This is a genomic window from Kineococcus endophyticus, assembly GCF_040796495.1.
GTDB lineage: Bacteria > Actinomycetota > Actinomycetes > Actinomycetales > Kineococcaceae > Kineococcus > Kineococcus endophyticus.
Genome location: NZ_JBFNQN010000013.1, coordinates 125529 through 145501, shown reverse-complemented (window position 1 = coordinate 145501; position 19973 = coordinate 125529). Strand labels below are relative to the sequence as shown.

General features: G+C 73.1%; 18 protein-coding genes. 6 read left to right on the top strand and 12 right to left on the bottom strand.

Going from position 1 to position 19973, the window contains the following annotated elements:
- Positions 1 to 58: 58 nt before the first annotated feature.
- The gene (locus AB1207_RS18695; RefSeq protein WP_367639911.1) at positions 59 to 985 is read left to right on the top strand and encodes a HEAT repeat domain-containing protein; all 927 of its coding nucleotides are present in this window, start codon (positions 59 to 61) and stop codon (positions 983 to 985) included.
- Between the two features lie 311 nt (positions 986 to 1296).
- Here the strand turns inward: AB1207_RS18695 and AB1207_RS18690 are convergent, their stop codons facing one another.
- The 3 genes from AB1207_RS18690 to AB1207_RS18680 all read right to left on the bottom strand — a co-directional run bounded on the left by AB1207_RS18690 (position 1297) and on the right by AB1207_RS18680 (position 3461).
- The gene (locus AB1207_RS18690) at positions 1297 to 1620 is read right to left on the bottom strand and encodes a hypothetical protein (RefSeq protein WP_367639910.1); all 324 of its coding nucleotides are present in this window, start codon (positions 1618 to 1620) and stop codon (positions 1297 to 1299) included.
- A gap of 169 nt (positions 1621 to 1789) precedes the next feature.
- Positions 1790 to 2398 (bottom strand): hypothetical protein, encoded by a 609-nt coding sequence (locus AB1207_RS18685; protein WP_367639909.1) that lies wholly within the window; start codon positions 2396 to 2398, stop codon positions 1790 to 1792.
- Between the two features lie 43 nt (positions 2399 to 2441).
- A complete protein-coding gene (locus AB1207_RS18680; protein WP_437178979.1) occupies positions 2442 to 3461 on the bottom strand; it encodes a heme o synthase in 1020 nt (339 codons plus the stop codon).
- A gap of 364 nt (positions 3462 to 3825) precedes the next feature.
- On the opposite strand from AB1207_RS18680, the gene tkt reads away from it, so the two are divergent.
- The 5 genes from tkt to pgl all read left to right on the top strand — a co-directional run bounded on the left by tkt (position 3826) and on the right by pgl (position 10710).
- Entirely contained in the window at positions 3826 to 5916 is a 2091-nt protein-coding gene (tkt, locus tag AB1207_RS18675) for a transketolase (RefSeq protein ID WP_437178978.1), read from the top strand.
- A 100-nt stretch (positions 5917 to 6016) separates the two neighbouring features.
- Positions 6017 to 7171: a transaldolase gene (gene tal, locus AB1207_RS18670; protein ID WP_367639908.1), complete on the top strand. Its 1155-nt coding sequence runs from the start codon at positions 6017 to 6019 to the stop codon at positions 7169 to 7171.
- Positions 7168 to 8709 (top strand): glucose-6-phosphate dehydrogenase, encoded by a 1542-nt coding sequence (zwf, locus tag AB1207_RS18665; protein WP_367639907.1) that lies wholly within the window; start codon positions 7168 to 7170, stop codon positions 8707 to 8709. The genes tal and zwf overlap by 4 nt, the downstream gene beginning before the upstream one ends.
- A 22-nt stretch (positions 8710 to 8731) precedes the next feature.
- Positions 8732 to 9964, top strand: coding sequence for a glucose-6-phosphate dehydrogenase assembly protein OpcA (gene opcA / locus AB1207_RS18660; protein ID WP_367639906.1), 1233 nt, complete (start codon positions 8732 to 8734; stop codon positions 9962 to 9964).
- Positions 9961 to 10710, top strand: coding sequence for a 6-phosphogluconolactonase (pgl, locus tag AB1207_RS18655; RefSeq protein ID WP_367639905.1), 750 nt, complete (start codon positions 9961 to 9963; stop codon positions 10708 to 10710). Before opcA ends, pgl begins: the two co-directional genes overlap by 4 nt.
- A gap of 70 nt (positions 10711 to 10780) precedes the next feature.
- On the opposite strand, the gene AB1207_RS18650 is transcribed toward pgl, so the two are convergent.
- The 9 genes from AB1207_RS18650 to uvrC form a co-directional block, all read right to left on the bottom strand.
- Entirely contained in the window at positions 10781 to 11131 is a 351-nt protein-coding gene (locus AB1207_RS18650; RefSeq protein ID WP_366173646.1) for an RNA polymerase-binding protein RbpA, read from the bottom strand.
- Positions 11132 to 11144: 13 nt separating this feature from the next.
- Positions 11145 to 11396 carry a preprotein translocase subunit SecG gene (gene secG / locus AB1207_RS18645; RefSeq protein WP_106206194.1) on the bottom strand — a complete coding sequence of 84 codons (252 nt, stop codon included), beginning with the start codon at positions 11394 to 11396 and terminating at the stop codon, positions 11145 to 11147.
- Positions 11397 to 11427: 31 nt separating this feature from the next.
- Positions 11428 to 12213, bottom strand: a complete 786-nt coding sequence (gene tpiA, locus AB1207_RS18640; protein WP_367639904.1) for a triose-phosphate isomerase — start codon at positions 12211 to 12213, stop codon at positions 11428 to 11430.
- A 50-nt stretch (positions 12214 to 12263) separates the two neighbouring features.
- The gene (locus AB1207_RS18635; RefSeq protein ID WP_367639903.1) at positions 12264 to 13502 is read right to left on the bottom strand and encodes a phosphoglycerate kinase; all 1239 of its coding nucleotides are present in this window, start codon (positions 13500 to 13502) and stop codon (positions 12264 to 12266) included.
- A gap of 113 nt (positions 13503 to 13615) precedes the next feature.
- Positions 13616 to 14620, bottom strand: coding sequence for a type I glyceraldehyde-3-phosphate dehydrogenase (gene gap / locus AB1207_RS18630; protein ID WP_367639902.1), 1005 nt, complete (start codon positions 14618 to 14620; stop codon positions 13616 to 13618).
- Positions 14621 to 14797: 177 nt separating this feature from the next.
- Positions 14798 to 15778: a DNA-binding protein WhiA gene (gene whiA, locus AB1207_RS18625; protein WP_367639901.1), complete on the bottom strand. Its 981-nt coding sequence runs from the start codon at positions 15776 to 15778 to the stop codon at positions 14798 to 14800.
- A gap of 85 nt (positions 15779 to 15863) precedes the next feature.
- Positions 15864 to 16850, bottom strand: a complete 987-nt coding sequence (locus AB1207_RS18620; protein ID WP_367639948.1) for a gluconeogenesis factor YvcK family protein — start codon at positions 16848 to 16850, stop codon at positions 15864 to 15866.
- Positions 16851 to 16903: 53 nt separating this feature from the next.
- Positions 16904 to 17752: an RNase adapter RapZ gene (rapZ, locus tag AB1207_RS18615; RefSeq protein ID WP_437178984.1), complete on the bottom strand. Its 849-nt coding sequence runs from the start codon at positions 17750 to 17752 to the stop codon at positions 16904 to 16906.
- A 194-nt stretch (positions 17753 to 17946) separates the two neighbouring features.
- Positions 17947 to 19968 (bottom strand): excinuclease ABC subunit UvrC, encoded by a 2022-nt coding sequence (uvrC, locus tag AB1207_RS18610; protein ID WP_367639900.1) that lies wholly within the window; start codon positions 19966 to 19968, stop codon positions 17947 to 17949.
- Positions 19969 to 19973: the final 5 nt, after the last annotated feature.

Genomic DNA, 19973 nt, shown 5'->3' with positions numbered 1-19973 from the left:
GTCTGTCGACGCCTCCACACCCGGACCGTTGGCGCCGCGCCTCTGACACCCTCACGTCGTGCCCGCAGCCGAGTCCAGCGACCTGCTCACCCTCGAGGCGCACCGCCTCGGCGACCTGGTCAACGGACATCCCGACCACGTCGCCGCCGTCGTGCCCCAGCTGGTGGACGTCCTCACCGCCACCGGCGACCCACGAGTGGTGAAGGCTGCCGTCCAGGCCCTCGGCCACGCCTGGCACCCCTCTGCGGCAACCGCTCTGCTCGACCACGTCGCACACGACCACCCCGACCCTCAGGTCCGTCTCGCCCTGGCGCAGGCTCTCCCCGGCTGCGTCGAAGCACCAGGCGATCTGCACGACCGCGTCGTCGACGTCCTCACCCGGATGACCCACGACCGCGAGGCTCGGGTGCGGGACTGGGCCGCCTTCGGCCTCGGTCAACTCCACGCCCGGTCCCAGCCGGCCCTCGACGCCGCGGCCACCCTGCTCTCCGACCCAGACCGCGACACGCGCAGCGAAGCGCTCCTCACCCTGGCCGGCGCGGGCGATGTGCGCGCCCTGCCGGTCCTGCGTCGGCGCCTCGAGGCCGACGACGAGCTGTCCCGGCTCGACCTCGAGGCCGCCGCCGCACTGGCCGCTCCCGCCCTGCACGCCGCCCTGCGTCGACTGGCGCAGGACTGGGCTGGGGACCAGGACGAGTTCACCGACCTCCTGACCACAGCCCTGGCCCGCTGCGCACCGCAAGCCCCTGCCACGGCCCGCCACGTGGAGCAGGACCTCCTCGCCCAGGTGCGTCGGCTCCTCCCCGAGCCCGCACGCGTCACGCTGGAGGGCAGCTACCCCCGCACCGTCCTGACCGCCGCCGGTGGAGACCTCGGCGAGGGCCTGCACCTGGCCCTGTGGGGCGACGGCGAACGACCTGAGGACGGTCCCACCCTCGACGTGACCGCCGCTGTCCGCGACAGCCTGGCTCGGCCCCCACACTGAACGAGCGGCCATGGCGCCCCCTGTTCAGGGCGCGGGCAGCCTTCTGCCACCAGGTGCGAGGGGCCTTCCGAGCCACTCGTGGGTCACGGGTCTCGGCCAGTCGGGGATGACCAGGGAAGCCGCTGCTGTGCTCGTCGCCCGACCGTGACCGCCGATGTCCACGGACCTCCTCGACCTGCCGTCACGTGCCCGACAGCGACCAGCACGTCGGGGCAACCGGACGTGGACCCGTGGCGCGCCCTCGACGCGACCCTCGACGACGACGACGGCGCCCGGAGCCTCGTCCAGCGCTTCGCCGCGCCGGGCTCCGATCACGGACGAGGATCCCGGCCGACGCTCGCCTGCAGGCTCCAGACGGTGGTCGCGGGCGGTTGCCCGTGCAGCTCGGCGTACCTGGTCAGCACCGCCTCGCGCACGTCCTCGCCCCGGGCCATGCGGTCGACGAAGGGGGCGAGCCACCGCGCGGCCGGAGCGTCGAGGCGATCGGGCCAGGTCTCCCGGAAGGCTGACGCGGACCACACCCCGGCGTGGTCGTCGGGGCCCTCGTGCTCACCGGTGGCCACCAGCCCGTCCTCGAAGGCCAGCCAGACCCACACGAACCGGGGCCCTCGGCCGCCCCGTTCCCACTCGGCCACCGGTGGAAGAGGACGTCGCGCACCAGCACCCTGCGAGGATGCACCTCCCTCGCTCCTCACCATGCGCCCTGTCGCCCCAGACGGGCTCGACGTCACCCTCCGGTGCGGCACCGCGTTCCGCGACGTCCCCGGGCAGCCGGTCCGAGCGGGTTGGTGCGCCGCACTGCCGTCAGGCCCCCGGTGGAGTCCGGGCCAGCAACCCCGCGGCGATCCGGGTGAAGTAGACGCCGTACGCGCCGGTCGTCAGCGCCGCTCCGCAGGCCACGAGACCCCACACGGTGTCGCGGGAGACGGCGGTGAACAGCAGCGTCAGCAGCCCCGCCAGCCCGACCGCGCTGAGCACGGTGGCGAGCCAGGTGTCGACGCGCCGCCGGAAGATCCGGGCCATCGGGTAGAAGTGCAGCCCGACGACCAGGGCGATGGCCGGCAGCACGAGGTCGGGGCGCCCGACGGCGCCCAGGACGTTGGCCGCGGCCACGATGAGGACGGCCTCGACGGTGAAGACCCACCCGAACGCGATCCCGCTGCGCTTGCGCCAGCGCTCCTCCTCCGGCGTCGTCTCGGTGCTCGCACGGCGCCGGGTCCGGGCCAGCCGCACCGCGCTGACCAGGAACCAGACGGCGGCCAGCACGCCCAGCGCGGTGACGACGAAGCCTGCGGCCCCCGGCCACGTCCCGAGCGTGTTGGCGCTCCACGCCGCGGTGAAGACGGCCATGAGCACCAGGCCCACGACCACGCCGTCCAGCAGGGCGCGCGGTACGAGGCGAGGGTCGGTCACGCGGCGACGCTATCCGGACGCGGGTGCGCAGGGCCGCGGACGGTCAGAACGGCCAGGAGATCCGCAGGAACGGGTCGACGGCGACGGCCACCGACAGCAGCGTCAGGTAGGTGATCGAGCCGTGGAAGACGCCCATGGGTGAGATGCGGCGCAACTGCTCCAGCGTGCCCGCGTCCCGGCCGCCGGTCTCGCGCTCGAAGCGGGTGGCGCGGCGGTGCAGCCCGATGGTCTGGCCCAGGAAGGCCAGGCCGAGGACGAGCGCGGCGAACCCGTAGACGACCCCGGCCCCGCCCAGGGGGACGAGGAGCAGCGAGCACAGGACCATCGCCACGGTGTAGGCGACGATCTGGCGGGAGACGGTGGTCGGCTTGGCGACGACCGGGAGCATGGGGACGCCCGCGTTGGCGTAGTCCTCGCGGTAGCGCACCGACAACGGCCAGTAGTGCGGAGGGGTCCACAGGAAGATGACCCCGAACAGGACGAACGGCGCCCAGCTGAGCGACCCCGTCACCGCGGTCCAGCCGATGAGCACCTGCATGCAGCCGGCGACGCCGCCCCAGACGATGTTCTGCGACGTGCGGCGCTTGAGCAGCAGCGTGTAGCCGACGACGTAGAGCAGGATCGCGCCGACCGCCAGCGCCGCCGAGAGCACGTTGACGAAGGCGACGAACAGCGCCGTCGAGGCGAGGCCCAGGACGGTCGCGAACACGAGGGCCTGGCGCGGGGTGACCGCGCCGGTCACGAGGGGGCGGTTCTCCGTCCGCTTCATGAGGGCGTCGATGTCGCGGTCGAAGTAGCAGTTGAGCGTGTTCGCGCTCCCCGCGGCCAGCGCGCCGCCGACGAACGTCGTCAGCACCAGCCAGCCCGAGGGCAACCCGTCAGCGGCGAAGAGCATCACCGGGATCGTCGTGATGAGCAGGAGCTCGACGATGCGCGGCTTGGTGAGGGCGACGTAGGCGGCGACCCGGGGGAAGCGCGAGGGGCGCCCACCGCGACGACGGCCCAGCAAGCTGGTCCGGGAGTGCGCAGGGGCGTCGGAGAGACGCGGGTCGGCGACGGTCACAGTGTCCTCAGGGCGAGGTGACGACGGGCAGACCTGAGCTTACGCCTCTGCTACGCGCTGTCGTACCCGGGAGGGTCGCGGTGGGCGCGTCGCGGGCGCTCCGTGGGTGCGGCACGGCCCGGCGTGGGCGGCCGACCCCTGCCCGGCTGCGCCCCACCCCCCTGCGAGTAGGCTCACCACAGGTGACGCGCCCCACACCGCCGCGAGCGACGGCCACGGAGCGTCACCACACAGAACGCCTCGGACGCCGGACCAGAACACCACGGTCCCGGCCGCGACGGAAGACGACAGAGCGGACCAACGGCCGGTCCCCCACCGCCATCCGGGCGCTGGGCGGTCAGCTGGTTCGCACGGGAGGAGACACGTGAGCCAGCCCCTCAAGTGGAGCGAACTCGACACGAAGGCGGTCGACACCGTCCGCGTCCTGGCCATGGACGCCGTGCAGCGCGCCGGCAACGGGCACCCGGGTACCGCGATGAGCCTCGCGCCCGTCGCCTACCTGCTGTTCCAGAAGATGCTGCGGCAGGACCCGGCGGACCCGGACTGGGCCGGTCGCGACCGGTTCGTGCTCTCCTGCGGGCACTCCAGCCTCACGCTCTACATCCAGCTGTACCTGGCCGGCTACGGCCTGGAGCTGGACGACCTCAAGGCGCTGCGCAAGTGGGGCTCGAAGACGCCGGGCCACCCCGAGCACGGGCACACCGCGGGCGTCGAGATGACCACCGGCCCCCTCGGCCAGGGCCTGTCCTCGGCCGTCGGGATGGCCATGGCCGCCCGCCGCGAGCGCGGCCTGTTCGACCCGGACGCCGCCCCCGGCACGAGCCCGTTCGACCACCACGTCTACGTGCTGGCCTCCGACGGCGACATCGAGGAGGGCGTGACCTCCGAGGCCTCGGCCATCGCCGGTGTCCAGGAGCTGGGCAACCTGGTCGTCATCTACGACCAGAACCACATCTCCATCGAGGACGACACCGCCATCGCCCTCGGCGAGGACACCGCCCAGCGCTACGAGTCCTACGGCTGGCACGTCCAGACCATCGACTGGACCAACGGCGGCGAGGGTGAGTACACCGAGGACGTCGCCGGGCTGCACGCCGCGATCGAGGCCGCCAAGGCCGAGACGTCGAAGCCGTCGATCATCGTGCTGCGCACGATCATCGCCTACCCGGCGCCGAACCTGCAGAACACGGGCAAGTCGCACGGCTCCGCCCTCGGCGACTCCGAGGTCAAGGCCACCAAGGAGCTCCTGGGCTTCGACCCCGAGGCCGACTTCGCGGTCGCCGACGACGTCATCGCCCACACCCGCGGTCTGCGCGAGCGCGCCAAGGCCGACCACGCCGCCTGGCAGCAGGAGTTCGACGCCTGGCGCGCCGGTGCCGGTGAGCGCGCCGAGCTGTTCGACCGCATCCGCACCCGCACCCTGCCCGCGGGCTGGGAGCAGGCGCTGCCGGTCTTCGAGGCCGGCACGTCCATCGCCTCCCGCAAGGCGTCCGGCGAGGTGCTCAACGCCCTGGCCTCGACCCTGCCGGAGCTGTGGGGCGGGTCGGCCGACCTGGCAGAGTCGAACCTCACGTCGATGAAGGGCGAGCCGAGCTTCCTGCCGGAGAGCCGCACGACGAAGACGTGGGAGGGCAACCTCTACGGCCGCACCCTGCACTTCGGGATCCGCGAGCACGCCATGGGCGCCATCCTCAACGGGATCGCGCTGCACGGCGGCACCCGTCCCTACGGCGGAACGTTCCTCGTCTTCAGCGACTACATGCGCCCCGCGGTCCGCCTCGCGGCGATCATGAAGCTGCCGGTGACGTACGTGTGGACGCACGACTCCATCGGCCTGGGCGAGGACGGCCCGACGCACCAGCCGATCGAGCACCTCGCCGCCCTGCGCGCGATCCCGGGCCTGGACGTCGTCCGTCCCGGCGACGCCAACGAGACGGCGTGGGCGTGGCGCACCATCCTCGGGCACACCGACCGCCCGGCGGGGCTGGCGCTCTCGCGCCAGAACCTGCCGACGTTCGACCGCTCGCAGGACGGCTGGGGCGACGCCTCGGGCGTGGCCAAGGGCGCGTACACCCTCGTCGAGAGCTCGGCCGCGACCCCGCAGGTGATCCTCATCGGCACCGGGTCCGAGGTCCAGATCGCCGTCGCGGCGCGCGAGAAGCTCGAGGCGGAGGGTGTCCCCACCCGCGTCGTGTCGATGCCGTGCCGCGAGTGGTTCTTCGAGCAGGACCAGGCCTACCGCGACACCGTCCTGCTCCCGCAGGTCAAGGCGCGCGTCTCGGTCGAGGCCGCCCTGGCCTTCGGCTGGGAGGGCATCGTCGGCGACGCCGGCCGTTCGGTCTCGATCGAGCACTTCGGTGCCTCGGCGGACTACCAGGACCTGTACCGCGAGTTCGGCCTGACCGACACCGCGGTCGTGACCGCCGCGAAGGAATCCCTCGCCGGTCTGCAGTGAGCACCACCCGGGGGCCCGCACCTGCGGGCCCCCGGGACCTCGTGCGGGCGCCGTCCCGGCGCCCACAGAACCCCGTGGACGAAGGAACGGAGCACTCCCCGTGAGCGACACCACCAGCAACTCCCAGGTCAGCCCCAGCAGCAACCTCTCGGCCCTGCGCGAGCACGGCGTCTCGGTCTGGCTCGACGACCTGTCCCGCGAGCTGACCGACGGCGGCGAACTCCAGCGCCTCGTCGACCTCGGCGTCCTGGGCGTCACGTCCAACCCGACGATCTTCGCGACGGCCCTGTCCAAGGGCGACCGCTACACCGAGCAGGTCTCCCAGCTCGTCGCCGCCGGCGCCGACACCGAGAAGGCCGTCTTCGAGATCACCACCGAGGACGTCCGCCGCGCCTGCGACGTGCTCAAGCCGGTCTTCGACCGCACCGACGGCCTCGACGGCCGCGTCTCCCTCGAGGTGGATCCGCGCCAGGCGCGCGACACCGCCGCCACCGAGGAGTCGGCCCGCACGCTGTGGAAGGCCGTCGGCCGCGAGAACCTCTACATCAAGATCCCCGCGACGGTCGAGGGCCTGGGCGCCATCACCACCGCGCTGTCCGAGGGCATCAGCGTCAACGTCACGCTCATCTTCTCCCTGGACCGCTACCGCGCCGTCATGCAGGCCTTCCTGACGGGCCTGGAGCAGGCCAAGGTCAACGGCCACGACCTCTCGACCATCGAGTCCGTCGCGTCCTTCTTCGTCTCCCGCGTGGACACCGAGATCGACAAGCGCCTCGAGGAGGTCGGGACGGACGAGGCCAAGGCCCTGCGCTCCAAGGCCGGTCTGGCCAACGCGCGTCTGGCCTACCAGGCCTACGAGGAGGTCTTCTCGACCCCGCGCTGGCAGGTCCTCAAGGAGGCCGGTGCGCGTCCGCAGCGTCCGCTGTGGGCCTCCACGGGCGTGAAGAACCCCGACCTGTCCGACACGCTCTACGTCACCGGGCTCGTCGCGCCGAACACGGTCAACACGATGCCGGGCAAGACGCTGGACGCCACCGTCGACCACGCCGAGGTCACCGGGGACACCGTCCGCGGTTCCTACGGCGAGTCCCAGCAGGTCCTCGACGACCTCGAGCGCCTCGGCGTGTCCTACACCGACGTCGTGGAGTTCCTCGAGACCGACGGCCTGGACAAGTTCGAGAAGAGCTGGGCCGAGCTGCTGCAGACCGTCACCGACGAGCTGGAGCGCGTGAAGACGCAGGCAGACGCCCGGTGAGCCCCGCGCGGGTGACGCCAGCGGAGAACCCGCTGCGTGATCCGCGGGACCGCAGGCTCCCGCGGATCGCCGGTCCCTGCGGCATGGTGATGTTCGGCGTGACCGGGGACCTGGCGCGCAAGAAGCTCATGCCGGCGATCTACGACCTGTCGAACCGGGGGCTGCTGCCCCCGGGGTTCGCCCTCACCGGGTTCGCCCGGCGCGACTGGGTGGACCAGGACTTCGGCAAGATCGTGTACGACTCGGTGCGCCAGCACGCCCGGACCCCGTTCCGGGAGTCCGTGTGGGCCCAGCTCGCCGAGGGTTTCCGGTTCGTGCCCGGTGAGTTCGACGACGACGAGGCGTTCGACCAGCTCGCCTCGACCGTCGCCGACCTCGACCGGGTGCGTGGGACCGGGGGGAACCACGCGTTCTACATGTCGATCCCGCCGCGGTTCTTCCCCGTCGTCGCCAAGCAGCTGGCGCGCAGCGGGTTGAGCGCGCAGCACGGCGACCAGTGGCGACGCGTCGTCATCGAGAAGCCGTTCGGGCACGACCTGAAGTCGGCGCGCGAGCTGAACTCGGTCGTCGAGGACGTCTTCCCGCCGGACTCGGTGTTCCGCATCGACCACTACCTCGGCAAGGAGACGGTCCAGAACATCCTGGCGCTGCGCTTCGCGAACCAGATGTTCGAGCCGCTGTGGAACGCCAACCACGTCGACCACGTGCAGATCACCATGGCCGAGGACATCGGCATCGGCGGCCGCGCGGGGTACTACGACGGGATCGGCGCGGCGCGCGACGTCATCCAGAACCACCTCCTGCAGCTGCTGGCCCTGACGGCCATGGAGGAACCGGTGTCCTTCGAGGCGGCCGACCTGCGCGCCGAGAAGGCCAAGGTCCTCTCGGCCGTGCGGCCGCTGAAGGACCTGGCCCGCTCCACGGCGCGGGGTCAGTACGCCTCGGGCTGGCAGGGGTCGGAGTTCGTCAAGGGCTACCTCGACGAGGACGGCATCGACCCGAACTCGCGCACCGAGACGTTCGCCGCCATCGAGCTGGAGATCGACACCCGCCGCTGGGCGGGGGTCCCGTTCTACCTGCGGGCCGGCAAGCGCCTGGGCCGCCGGGTGACCGAGATCGCCGTCGTCTTCAAGCGCGCCCCGCACCTGCCCTTCGAACGGACGGCGACCGAGGAGCTCGGGCAGAACGCCCTGGTCATCCGGGTCCAGCCGGACGAGGGCATCACCATGCGGTTCGGCTCGAAGGTCCCGGGCACCGCGATGGAGGTGCGCGACGTGACGATGGACTTCGGCTACGGGCACGCCTTCACCGAGTCCAGCCCCGAGGCGTACGAGCGGCTCATCCTCGACGTCCTGCTCGGCGACCCCCCGCTGTTCCCGCGGCACGAGGAGGTCGAGCTGTCGTGGAAGATCCTCGACCCGATCACCTCGTTCTGGTCCAAGAACGGCCAGCCGGAGCCGTACCCCTCGGGCACGTGGGGACCGCCGTCGGCGGACGCCATGCTCGAGCGGACCGGCCGGCAGTGGCGGCGACCGTGACGCGCACCAGAGAGGTCTCGCGATGATCATCGACCTGCCCAGCACGTCGACGAGCGCCATCAACAAGGCGCTCATCGACCTGCGCGACTCCGGCGGGGCCGTGGCCCTCGGCCGGGTGCTGACGCTCGTCGTCATCACCGACGACGCCCACGCCGAGGACGCCATCGCCGCGGCCAACGAGGCCAGCCGCGAGCACCCCTGCCGGGTGCTCGTGCTGGCCCGCGGCAACAAGCGGGGCGCCGCCCGGCTCGATGCGCAGATCCGCGTCGGCGGGGACGCCGGCGCCAGCGAGGTCATCGTGCTGCGCGCCTACGGCCCGCTCGTGGAGCACGGCGAGACGACCATCGTCTCGCTGCTGCTGCCGGACGCGCCGATCGTGGCCTACTGGCCGGGTTCGGCCCCGGACGACCTGCGCACCGACTCCATCGGCCGCATCGCCCAGCGCCGCATCACCGACTCCGCGGAGTCGCGCGACCCGGCCAAGGCGCTGGAGGCCCGGCGGACGACGTACCGCGAGGGCGACACCGACCTCGCCTGGACGCGGCTGACGAACTGGCGCGCGCTGCTCGCGGCGGCGCTGGACCAGCCGCCCTACGAGCCGGTCACGTCGATCACGGTCGCGGGCGCCCCGGACAGCCCGAGCACCGAGCTGCTCGCCGCGTGGTTGGCGGCCAAGCTCAAGGCGCCGGTCGTGCGGGCCCGGACCCGGCGTGGAACGGGCGTGCAGAGCGTCCGCCTGGAACGCAAGTCCGGTGCGGTGGAACTGATCCGCCCCGACGCGACGGTCGCCACGTTGACCCAGCCCGGTCAGCCCGACCGGCGCCTGTCCCTGGCCCGACGTCAGGTGAAGGACTGCCTGACGGAGGAGCTGCGGCGTCTGGACCCCGACGAGGTCTACGGCGAGGTGCTGCGCGACGGCCTGCCCCAGGTCAGCAAGAAGGTCATGTCCGCCCGCGACGCCGAGCACGCCGGGAAGCTCTCGGGCAGCCGGGGTGCCGCCGCGCGCCAGGCCGCCGCCGAGGCTGCTTCGGCCGTGGTGTCCGAGCAGATGAAGGGCGCACCGCCGGAGCAGGAGCGCTCCGACGGCACGTCCCCGGTCGCCGGTGAGGCCCCCGACTCCGAGACGCCGAAGGGTGCCACGGTCCGCAAGCGCGCAACCGCCGGCAAGAAGGCCGCCGCACCGGTCGCGACGAAGGCAGCGGCGGGGAAGACCGCGCCGCGCGCCCGCGCCGCCCGCGGGGCGGTGGGCCGGTGAGCCGCTCCGACGTCTCCGTCGTCCGGTACGCCACGCCGGAGGTGCTCGCGTCGGCCACCGCCGACCGGCTCGTCACGGCGCTGGCCGACGCCCAGTCCGCCCGGGGCGTCGCGCACGTCTCGCTGACGGGCGGCACCATCGGCGGCAAGACGCTCGCGGCGGTCGCCGCGGCGGCGAGCCGGGACACGGTGGACTGGCGCCGGGTGCACTTCTGGTGGTCCGACGAGCGGTTCCTGCCGACGGGCGACCCGGAGCGGAACGCGACGCAGGCCCAGGACGCCCTCCTCGGCGCGCTGGACCTCGACGTCTCGACCGTCCACTACCCGCCGGCCGTCGACGGGCCCGACGGCGACGACCTGGACGCGGCCGCCGCCCGCTACGCCGCCGAGCTGCTGCAGCACGGCGACGGCGCGGAGGTGCCCGCGTTCGACGTCCTGCTGCTGGGCATGGGCCCCGACGGGCACGTCGCCTCGCTCTTCCCCCACCACCCGGGGCTGGCGCGCGACGAGTCCAGCGTCGTCGGCATCCGGGAGTCCCCCAAGCCCCCGCCGTTGCGCGTCTCGTTCACGTTCGGGGCGATTGCACGGGCCCGGCAGGTGTGGCTCGTCGCCGCGGGGGCGGAGAAGGCCGCCGCGGTTGCGCGCGGCGTCGCCGCGGGCGACGTCGCCGAGACCCCGGCCGCCGGCGTCTTCGGCACCGACCGGACGCTCTGGCTCGTCGATGAGGCCGCGGCCGCCGACCTCTGAGGCACGGACCACGGAGACGACGAAGGCCCCCTGCACGGTGTGCAGGGGGCCTTCGTGTGCTCGGGGAGGCTCAGCGGATGAGACCGCGCGCCCGCAGCGAGTCCAGCGCCTCGTTGAGGATGGCCTCGCCGTCGGCGTCGGAGCGGCGCTCCTTCACGTAGGCGAGGTGCGTCTTGTAGGGCTCGTTCTTCGGCGGAGCCGGCGGGTTGCTCCGGTCCGTCCCGGCGGGGAACCCGCAGCGCGGGCAGTCCCACGTCTCCGGCGGCTCGACCCCGGACTCCTCGGCGAAGCTGGGCTTCGTCTCGTGCCCGTTGGCGCACCAGTACGAGATGCGGATGCGGGGTGCGGTGTCACCGCGTTCCGCCTCCCCCATGGGGCCGGCGCCGACCCTGCTGCCACGGATGGCGTTGCCACCTGCCACGTCGGTCGTCTCCTCAGAACTCGTTGGTGAAGCGCTCGACCAGGCCGAGCAGCACGACGGTCGCGAACCAGACGCAGCCGATCGTGATCGTGAAGCGGTTGAGGTTCCGCTCGGCCATGCTCGAGCCCGACAGGCTCGTGGTGACGCCGCCGCCGAACATGTCCGACAGGCCGCCCCCCTTCCCCTTGTGCAGCAGGATGAGCAGGGTCAGGAAGAGGCTGGAGATCGCGAGGATCACCTGCAGCACGATGCGGAGGACGCTCACGCCGCCCAGCCTAGGCCATCACCGGCCGTCCTCAGGCCGGATGATCGCGGAAGCGCACGATCGCGGCGAAGTCGCCCGCGTCCGTGCTGGCCCCGCCGACGAGGGCGCCGTCGACGTCCGGCTGCTTCATGATCGAGGCGATGTTGGCGGGCTTCACGCTGCCGCCGTAGAGGATCCTCACGGCGTCGGCCGTCGTCTGGTCGAACTGCTCGGCCACGGCGGAGCGCAGTGCGGAGCACACCTCCTGGGCGTCCTCGGGCGTCGCGACCTCGCCGGTCCCGATGGCCCACACCGGCTCGTAGGCCAGCACCAGCCCGGCGACCTGCTCGGCCGTCAGGCCCGTGAGGGCCTGGGTGACCTGCCCGACGGTGTGCTCGACGTGCTGCTCGGCCTTGCGGACCTCCAACGGCTCCCCCACGCAGACGATGGGGACGATCCCGCCGGCCAGCGCCTTGGCCGTCTTCGCACGCACCACGGCGTCGGTCTCACCGTGGTACTGGCGGCGCTCGGAGTGCCCGACCGCCACGTACGCGACGCCGAGCTTGGCGAGCTGCGCGGCCGACACCTCACCGGTGTAGGCCCCGGAGTCGTGCTCGGAGACGTCCTGGGCGCCGAGGCGCACGGAGAGCTTGTCGCCCTCGATGAGCGTCTGCACGGTGCGCAGGCTCGTGTGCGAGGGCAGCACGGCGACCTCGACGGCCGAGTAGTCGTGCTTGGCGTCCTTGAGGGTCCAGTCGAGCTTCTGGACCAGCAGGGTTCCCTGCTGGTGGTCCAGGACCATCTTCCAGTTGCCGGCGATGAGCGGGGTGCGGGGCATCGGTGCGCCTTCCTGCGGGTCGTCGAGGTCGGTGGGGTTCGGGTGGGGTGTCAGTCGAGGACGTCGAGGCCGGGCAGCTGCTTGCCCTCGAGGTACTCCAGGCTCGCCCCACCACCGGTGGAGATGTGCCCGAACTGCTCGTCGGCGAAGCCGAGCGTGCGCACGGCGGCGGCCGAGTCGCCCCCGCCCACGACGCTGAACGCGCCGGAGGCGACCTTCGCGTCGACGAGGGCCTGCGCCACGGCACGGGTGCCGCCGGCGTAGGGCTCCATCTCGAACACGCCCATGGGGCCGTTCCAGAACACCGTCCGGGCGTCGGCGAGGGCCGCGGCGAAGGTCGCGGCGGAGTCGGGGCCGATGTCGAGGCCGAGGCGGTCGGCCGGGATCGCGTCCGCGGAGACGACCTGCGGGTCGGCGTCGGCGGCGAAGGCCGTCGCGGCGACGACGTCGGTGGGCAGGACGAGCTCGACGCCCTTGTCCTGCGCGCTCTGCACGTACCCGCGGACCCGGTCGAGCTGGTCGGCCTCGAGCAGGCTCTTGCCGACCTCGCGACCCGTCGCGGCGAGGAACGTGAAGACCATGCCGCCGCCGACGAGGAGGCGGTCCCCCGACGTCAGGAGCGAGCCGAGGAGGTTGTCGATGACGCCGAGCTTGTCGGAGACCTTCGACCCGCCCAGGACGACGGCGTAGGGCCGTTCCGGGTGGGTCGTCAGCCGGCGCAGGACCTCGACCTCGGTCGCCACGAGACCGCCGGCGGCGTGCGGCAGCCGGCGTGCGACGTCGTAGACGCTGGCGTGCTTGCGGTGGACCGCGCCGAAGCCGTCGGAGACGTAGGCGTCGGCCAGGGCGGCGAGCTCGTCGGCGAAGGCACCGCGCTCCCCCTCGTCCTTGCTGGTCTCACCGGCGTTGAAGCGGATGTTCTCCAGCAGCAGGACCTGCCCGTCGCCCAGGTCCGCCACGGCGGCGGTCGCCTCGGCGCCCACCGTGACGGGGCAGAAGGCGACGTCCACGCCGTCCAGCAGCTCGGCCAGGCGGGCGTGCACCGGGGCGAGGGAGTACCTGGCCTCGGGGGCACCCTTCGGACGGCCGAGGTGGGCCGTCACGACGACGCGGGCACCGGCGTCCAGGAGGCGCCGCAGCGTCGGGACCGACGCGCGGATGCGGCCGTCGTCGGTGATGACCGGCTGCTCACCGGAGTGGTCCAGGGGGACGTTGAGGTCGCTGCGGACGAGGACCCGCTTGCCGGCGAGGCCGCCGAGCTGGGCCTCGAGGTCGTCGATGGTCTTCACGGACGTTCCCTTCTGCTGCTGTCCGGATCCTGCTGCCGTCCGGGTCCGGACGGACGACGGCCCGGGCACTCGTGCTGTGCGCGCGAGTGTCCGGGCCGGAGTGTGTCAGAGGCTCAGAGGGAGGAACCCACGAGCGTGACGAGGTCCACGAGGCGGTTGGAGTAGCCCCACTCGTTGTCGTACCAGCCGACGACCTTGACCTGGTTGCCGTTGACCTTCGTCAGGCCGGAGTCGTAGATGCACGACGCCGGGTCGGTGACGATGTCGGAGGAGACCAGCGGCTCGTCGGAGTACACGAGGTAGCCCTTGAGCGGGCCCTCGGCCGCGGCCTTGTAGGCGGCGTCGACCTCGTCGGCGGTGACCTCGCGGCCCAGGGTGACGGTGAGGTCGGTCGCCGAACCGGTCGGGACCGGCACGCGCAGCGCGTACCCGTCGAGCTTGCCCTTGAGCGTCGGCAGGACCAGGCCGATGGCCTTGGCGGCCCCCGTCGAGGTCGGGACGATGTTCAGGGCGGCGGCGCGGGCGCGGCGCAGGTCCTTGTGCGGGCCGTCCTGCAGGTTCTGGTCCGCGGTGTAGGCGTGGACCGTGGTCATGAGGCCGCGCTCGATGCCGAAGGCGTCGTCGAGGACCTTGGCCAGCGGGGCCAGGCAGTTGGTGGTGCAGGACGCGTTCGAGATCAGCGAGTGCTTCGAGGCGTCGTAGTCGGAGTCGTTGACGCCCATGACGACGGTGACGTCGTTGTTGGTGGCGGGCGCGGAGATGACGACCTTCTTGGCGCCGGCGGCCAGGTGGGCCTTGGCCTTCTCGCCGTCGGTGAAGAAGCCGGTGGACTCCACGACGACGTCCACGCCCAGGTCGCCCCAGCCGAGGTTGGCGGGGTCGCGGTCGGCGAGCACCTTGACGCTCTTCGACCCGACGACGATCGAGTCGCCCTCGACGCGCACGTCCTCGGCGAGCTTGCCGAGGATGGAGTCGTGCTTGAGCAGGTGCGCCAGCGCCTTGGCGTCGGTGAGGTCGTTGACCGCCACGATCTCGACGTCCGCGTTCTGCGCGAGTGCGGCGCGGAAGAAGTTGCGGCCGATGCGGCCGAATCCGTTGATGCCGACCCGAGTGGTCATGCGCTCTCCATCCCTTGACGCACCCCGTGACCGGGCGGGCCGGGTGCGTCTCGTGCGTCCCGTACGTGATCAGTACTGGTGCGGTACCCCGCTGACGACCGGGGGCACCCGCCGCGGGCCCCGCGGCGTCGGCACGACCCTATGGCCTGCGTCACGTCGTCGCGGACCCGGGGTGGCTCAGGCGTCGAGCATGTCCGCCGTCAGGCCCGACTCCGTGCCCGGCACACCGAGCTCGATGGCCTTCTTGTCCGCCATCCCCAGCAGCCGCCGGATGCGGCCGGCGATCGCGTCCTTGGTCATGGGCGGGTCCGCGAGCTGGCCGAGCTCCTCGAGGCTGGCCTGCTTGTGCTCCAGCCGGAGCCGGCCGGCCTGCAGCAGGTGGTCGGGGATGTCCTCGCCGAGGAGTTCCAGGGCCCGCTCCACGCGTGCGCCCGCCGCGACCGCGGCCCGCGCCGAGCGACGCAGGTTGGCGTCGTCGAAGTTCGCGAGGCGGTTGGCGGTCGCCCGCACCTCGCGGCGCATGCGCCGCTCCTCCCACGTCATCATCGCGTCGTGCGCTCCGAGGCGCGTCAGCAGCGCCGAGATCGCGTCGCCGTCGCGCAGGACGACGCGGTCCACCCCGCGCACCTCGCGCGCCTTGGCCGACAGCTCCAGCCGGCGGGCGGCGCCGACGAGGGCGAGCGCCGCCTCCGGGCCGGGGCAGGTGACCTCGAGCGCGGCGGACCGGCCGGGTTCGGTGAGGGAGCCGCGGGCCAGGAACGCCCCGCGCCAGGCGGCCTCGGCGATCTGGGTGGAGCTGGAGACGATGTGCGAGGGCAGACCGCGCACGGGCCGCCCGCGGCCGTCGAGCAGCCCCGTCTGGCGGGCCAGGGACTCACCGTCGCGCGCGACGCGCAGCACGTAGCGGGTGGCGCGGCGCAGCCCGCCGGCCTGCACGACGAGCAGGTCGCTGGGGTGGCCGAAGACGTCGGCGATGTCGCGCCGCAGCCGCCGCGCGATCGAGGCGGAGTCGAGCTCGGCCTCGATGACGATGCGCCCGGACACGATGTGCAGGCCGCCGGCGAAGCGGAGCATGACCGACACCTCGGCCTTGCGCGCCGCCGTCGTCGTCACCGGCAACCGGCTCAGCTCGTCCTTGACCGCCGCCGTCATCGCCATGGTGCGTCCTCCCCCGGGACCCTCGTCCGCTGTGCCTGTGCTCGTCCGTCTGCTCGCGCTGCGCCGCGCGCTGCCCCCCGCCTGGTCAGGGCCCCGCCGCGAAGACGTCACGGTAGGCCGCCGCGAGCCGCAGCGCGTCGTGCCGGGGGGTTCCGTCCCCCACGGACACGGTGCGCAGCAACAGGTTCGCACCCATCGAATCGGCGACGGACCGCAGGGCGTCCACGTCGGTCACGGCCACCGGGTCGGCCAGGACGGCGTCCACCCGCAGGTCCGGCGCGTGCGCGGCGAGGACCTCCAGGTGGGCCTCGGCGCTGAAGCCGTCGGTCTCCCCCGGCTGCACGGCGAGGTTGAGGGTGACGCAGGTCCGCGCCGAGGTCCGCGTCAGGGCCTGCGCGAGCCCCGGGACCATGAGGTGCGGCAGGACGCTGGTGAACCAGGACCCGGGGCCGAGCACGACCCAGTCCGCCGTCGTGATCGCCTCGACGACCTCCGGCCGCACGGGCGGGTCCGGCGGCAGCAGCCGGACGTTGGCGACCCGACCGGTGGTGGAGGCGACCGCGACCTGGCCGCGCACCTCGGTGAGCTCGTCGGGCGCGCCCGGGACGAGTCCCAGGACGTCGGCGACGATGTCGAGCGGGACGGCGGCCATGGGCAGGACCCGGCCCCGGGCGCCGAGCAGCCGGCCCACCCAGTCCAGGCCGGCGACCTCGTCGCCGAGCAGCTCCCACAGCGTCGCGATGAGCAGGTTGCCGGTGGCGTGCTGGTGCAGGGACCCCTCGCTGGAGAAGCGGTGCTGCAGCACGTCGCGCCAGGTGCGGCCCCACTCGGAGTCGTCGCACAGGGCGGACAGGGCCATCCGCAGGTCCCCCGGCGGCAGCCCGCCGAGTTCGCGGCGCAGGCGTCCGGACGACCCGCCGTCGTCGGCGACGGTGACGACGGCCGTGAGGCGGTCGGTGAGGTGGCGCAGCGCGGACAGCGAGGCGGACAGGCCGTGGCCGCCGCCGAGCGCGACGACCGCCGGGGCGCTCGAGGGCGCGGCGACGGGGGCCAGGGCGCCGACCGTGGGGATGAGGCCGGTGGGGAAGCTGGTGGCGGAGGGGTGGGTGGACTCGGGCAGGGGTCTCACTCCCGACCCAGGTCGCGGTGCAGCACGCGGACGGGGACGCCGTCGCGGCGCAGGCGGGCGCCGAGCTCCTCGGCCATCGCCACCGAGCGGTGCTTGCCACCGGTGCACCCGATGGCGATGGTCGCGTACCGCTTGTTCTCGCGGCGGTAGCCGTCGAAGACGGGGGCCAGCGCGGACTCGTAGCGGTCAAGGAACGGGGTGGCGCCCTCGGCGGCGAGCACGAACCGGGAGACGGGCGCGTCCTGGCCGGTGAGCGGCCGCAGCTCCGGTTCCCAGTGCGGGTTCGGGATGAACCGCACGTCGGCGACGTGCTCGGCGTCGGCGGGGGTGCCGTACTTGAAGCCGAAGCTCATGACGGTCACGCGCAGGTCGTCGGCGCGGTCGGCCTCGAAGAGGGAGGCGACGAGCGCGCCGAGCTGGTGGACGTTGAAGGAGCTGGAGTCCACGACGACGTCGGCGCGGGCGCGCAGCTCGCCCGTCAGGGCCCGTTCGCGGGCGATGCCGTCGACGATGCGGTCGTCGCCCTGCAGCGGGTGTGGGCGCCGGACGGACTCGAACCGGCGGACGAGGACCTCGTCGGTGGCGTCGAGGAACAGCACCCGCGGGGAGACGTGCCGGGTGTCGAGGGCGGCGAGCGCGCCGGTCAGCTCGGCGAAGAAGCTGCGGCCGCGGACGTCGACGACGACGGCCAGGCGCGGGATCGCCTGTCCTGCACGGGCCGCGAGCTCGGCGAGCGGTTCGAGCATCTGCGGCGGCAGGTTGTCCACGACGTACCAGCCGAGGTCCTCGAGGGCCTTGCCCGTCGTGGACCGCCCCGCGCCGGACATCCCGGTGATGATGAGCAGTTCGGGCCGCCGCTGCCGGTCCGGTCCGGTGCCCGCAGAACTCCGGGCGTCCGCCCCGTCCCGCGGGTCCACGCCCTCCGCCGTCTCCTGCACGCGCTCATCCTGTCATCCCGGGCGTGTCGTCCGCGACGAGGTGGGAACTCGCCGCGGTCGACCGGTCACCTGCCGTGGTCGCACTCCCCGCCACGGTGGGCTCAGTCGAGGAGCTCCCCCGTGGCGGTGTTGACGGCGGGTTCGGTGGCCGCCGACGACCCCGCGAGCGCCTCCACGACGGCCGCGGCGGTCTTGGCACCCATGCCCGGGACGGCGGCCAGCTCCTCGGCGGTGGCGGCGCGCAGCTTCTTGACGGAGCCGAAGTGCCGGAGCAGCGCCGTCTTGCGGGCCTGGCCGAGGCCGGGGACGCCGTCGAGCGCGGAGGTCGTCATCGCCTTGGACCGCTTGGAGCGGTGGTAGGTGATGGCGAAGCGGTGGGCCTCGTCGCGCACGCGCTGCAGCAGGAAGAGCCCCTGGCTGGTGCGGGGCAGGACGACGGGGTGCTCCTCCCCCGGCAGCCAGACCTCCTCCAGCCGCTTGGCGAGCCCGCACAGGGCGACGTCGACGACCCCCACGTCGGCCAGGGCGCGCGCGGCGGCCTCGACCTGGGGCCGGCCGCCGTCGACGACGACGAGGTTGGGGGCGTAGGCGAAGCGGCGGGGGCGACCGGTCTCGGGGTCGATGCCGGCCAGAACCTCCCCGCCGACCGCTCCGGACGTCTCGACCTCGACGCCGTCGGCGCTCTCCGTGATCGCCGCGCTCTGGCCCGGCCCGCCGTCCTGCTCCGAGCGCATCCGGCGGAAGCGCCGGGACAGGACCTCGCGCATCGCGCGGGTGTCGTCCACGCCGCCCTCGTCGCCGCGGACGGCGAAGCGCCGGTAGTCGGCCTTCTTCGGCAGGCCGTCCTCGAAGACGACCATGGAGGCGACGACGTTGGTCTCCTGGGTGTGGGAGACGTCGTAGCACTCGATGCGCAGCGGGGCCTCCTCCAGGCCGAGGGCCTCCTGCAGCTCCTGCAGGGCCAGGCTGCGGGTGGTGAGGTCCCCGCCACGGCGGGTCTTGTGCAGGGCCAGGGCCTGGGTCGCGTTGCGGTGCACCGTCTCCATCAGGGCGCGCTTGTCCCCGCGCTGGGGGACGCGCAGGTCCACGCGGGAGCCGCGCAGCTCGCTGAGCCAGTCCTCCACGTCGGCCTCGACGGTGGCCGGCAGCTCGGGGACGAGCACCTCGCGGGGCACGCCCTCGCCGGTCTCGCCGCCGTACACCTGCAGCAGCAGCTGCTCGACGAGTTCGGGGGTGCCGACGTCCTCGACCTTCTCGGAGATCCACCCGCGCTGGCCGCGGACGCGTCCACCCCGGACGTGGAACACCTGCACGGCGGCCTCGAGCTCGTCGTCGGCGATGGCGAACACGTCGGCGTCGGTCGCGTCGGGCAGGACGACGGCGGACTTCTCCAGGGCCTTGGTGAGGGCGCCGAGGTCGTCCCGGAGGCGGGCCGCGCGCTCGTAGTCCATCTCGGCGGCGGCGGCCTTCATCTCGCGCTCGGCGCGGCGGACGAACTTGGCGGTGTTGCCGGCCATGAAGTCGCAGAAGTCCTGCGCGAGGTCCTTGTGGTCCTCGGCGGACACCTTCCCGACGCAGGGCGCGGAGCACTTGTCGATGTACCCCAGCAGGCAGGGGCGGCCGACCTGGCCGGCGCGCTTGAAGACCCCCGTCGAGCACGTGCGGACGGGGAAGACGCGCAGCAGCAGGTCGACGGTCTCGCGGATGGCCCAGGCGTGGGTGTACGGACCGAAGTAGCGGGTGCCCTTGCGCTTGGCGCCGCGCATGACCTGCACGCGCGGGAACTCGTCGCCCATGGTGACGGCGAGGTACGGGTAGGACTTGTCGTCGCGGTACTTGACGTTGAAGCGGGGGTCGTACTCCTTGATCCAGGAGTACTCCAGCTGCAGGGCCTCGACCTCGGTGGCCACGACGGTCCACTCGACGCTGGCGGCCGTGGTGACCATGGCCATGGTGCGCGGGTGCAGCGCGGACAGGTCCTGGAAGTAGTTCGACAGGCGGGCCCGCAGGCTCTTGGCCTTGCCGACGTAGATCACCCGGCCGTGCGGGTCGCGGAAGCGGTACACCCCGGGTTCGACCGGGATCTCCCCCGGCTTGGGGCGGTAGGTGGCGGGGTCGGGCACGGGGT

What these genes read in the sequence shown, in the direction of transcription:
- opcA (WP_367639906.1), top strand. Translation starts at nt 8,732, where the DNA reads ATGATCATCGACCTGCCCAGCACGTCGACGAGCGCCATCAACAAGGCG.
- tpiA (WP_367639904.1), bottom strand. Translation starts at nt 12,213, where the DNA reads ATGCCCCGCACCCCGCTCATCGCCGGCAACTGGAAGATGGTCCTGGAC.
- gap (WP_367639902.1), bottom strand. Translation starts at nt 14,620, where the DNA reads ATGACCACTCGGGTCGGCATCAACGGATTCGGCCGCATCGGCCGCAAC.
- whiA (WP_367639901.1), bottom strand. Translation starts at nt 15,778, where the DNA reads ATGGCGATGACGGCGGCGGTCAAGGACGAGCTGAGCCGGTTGCCGGTG.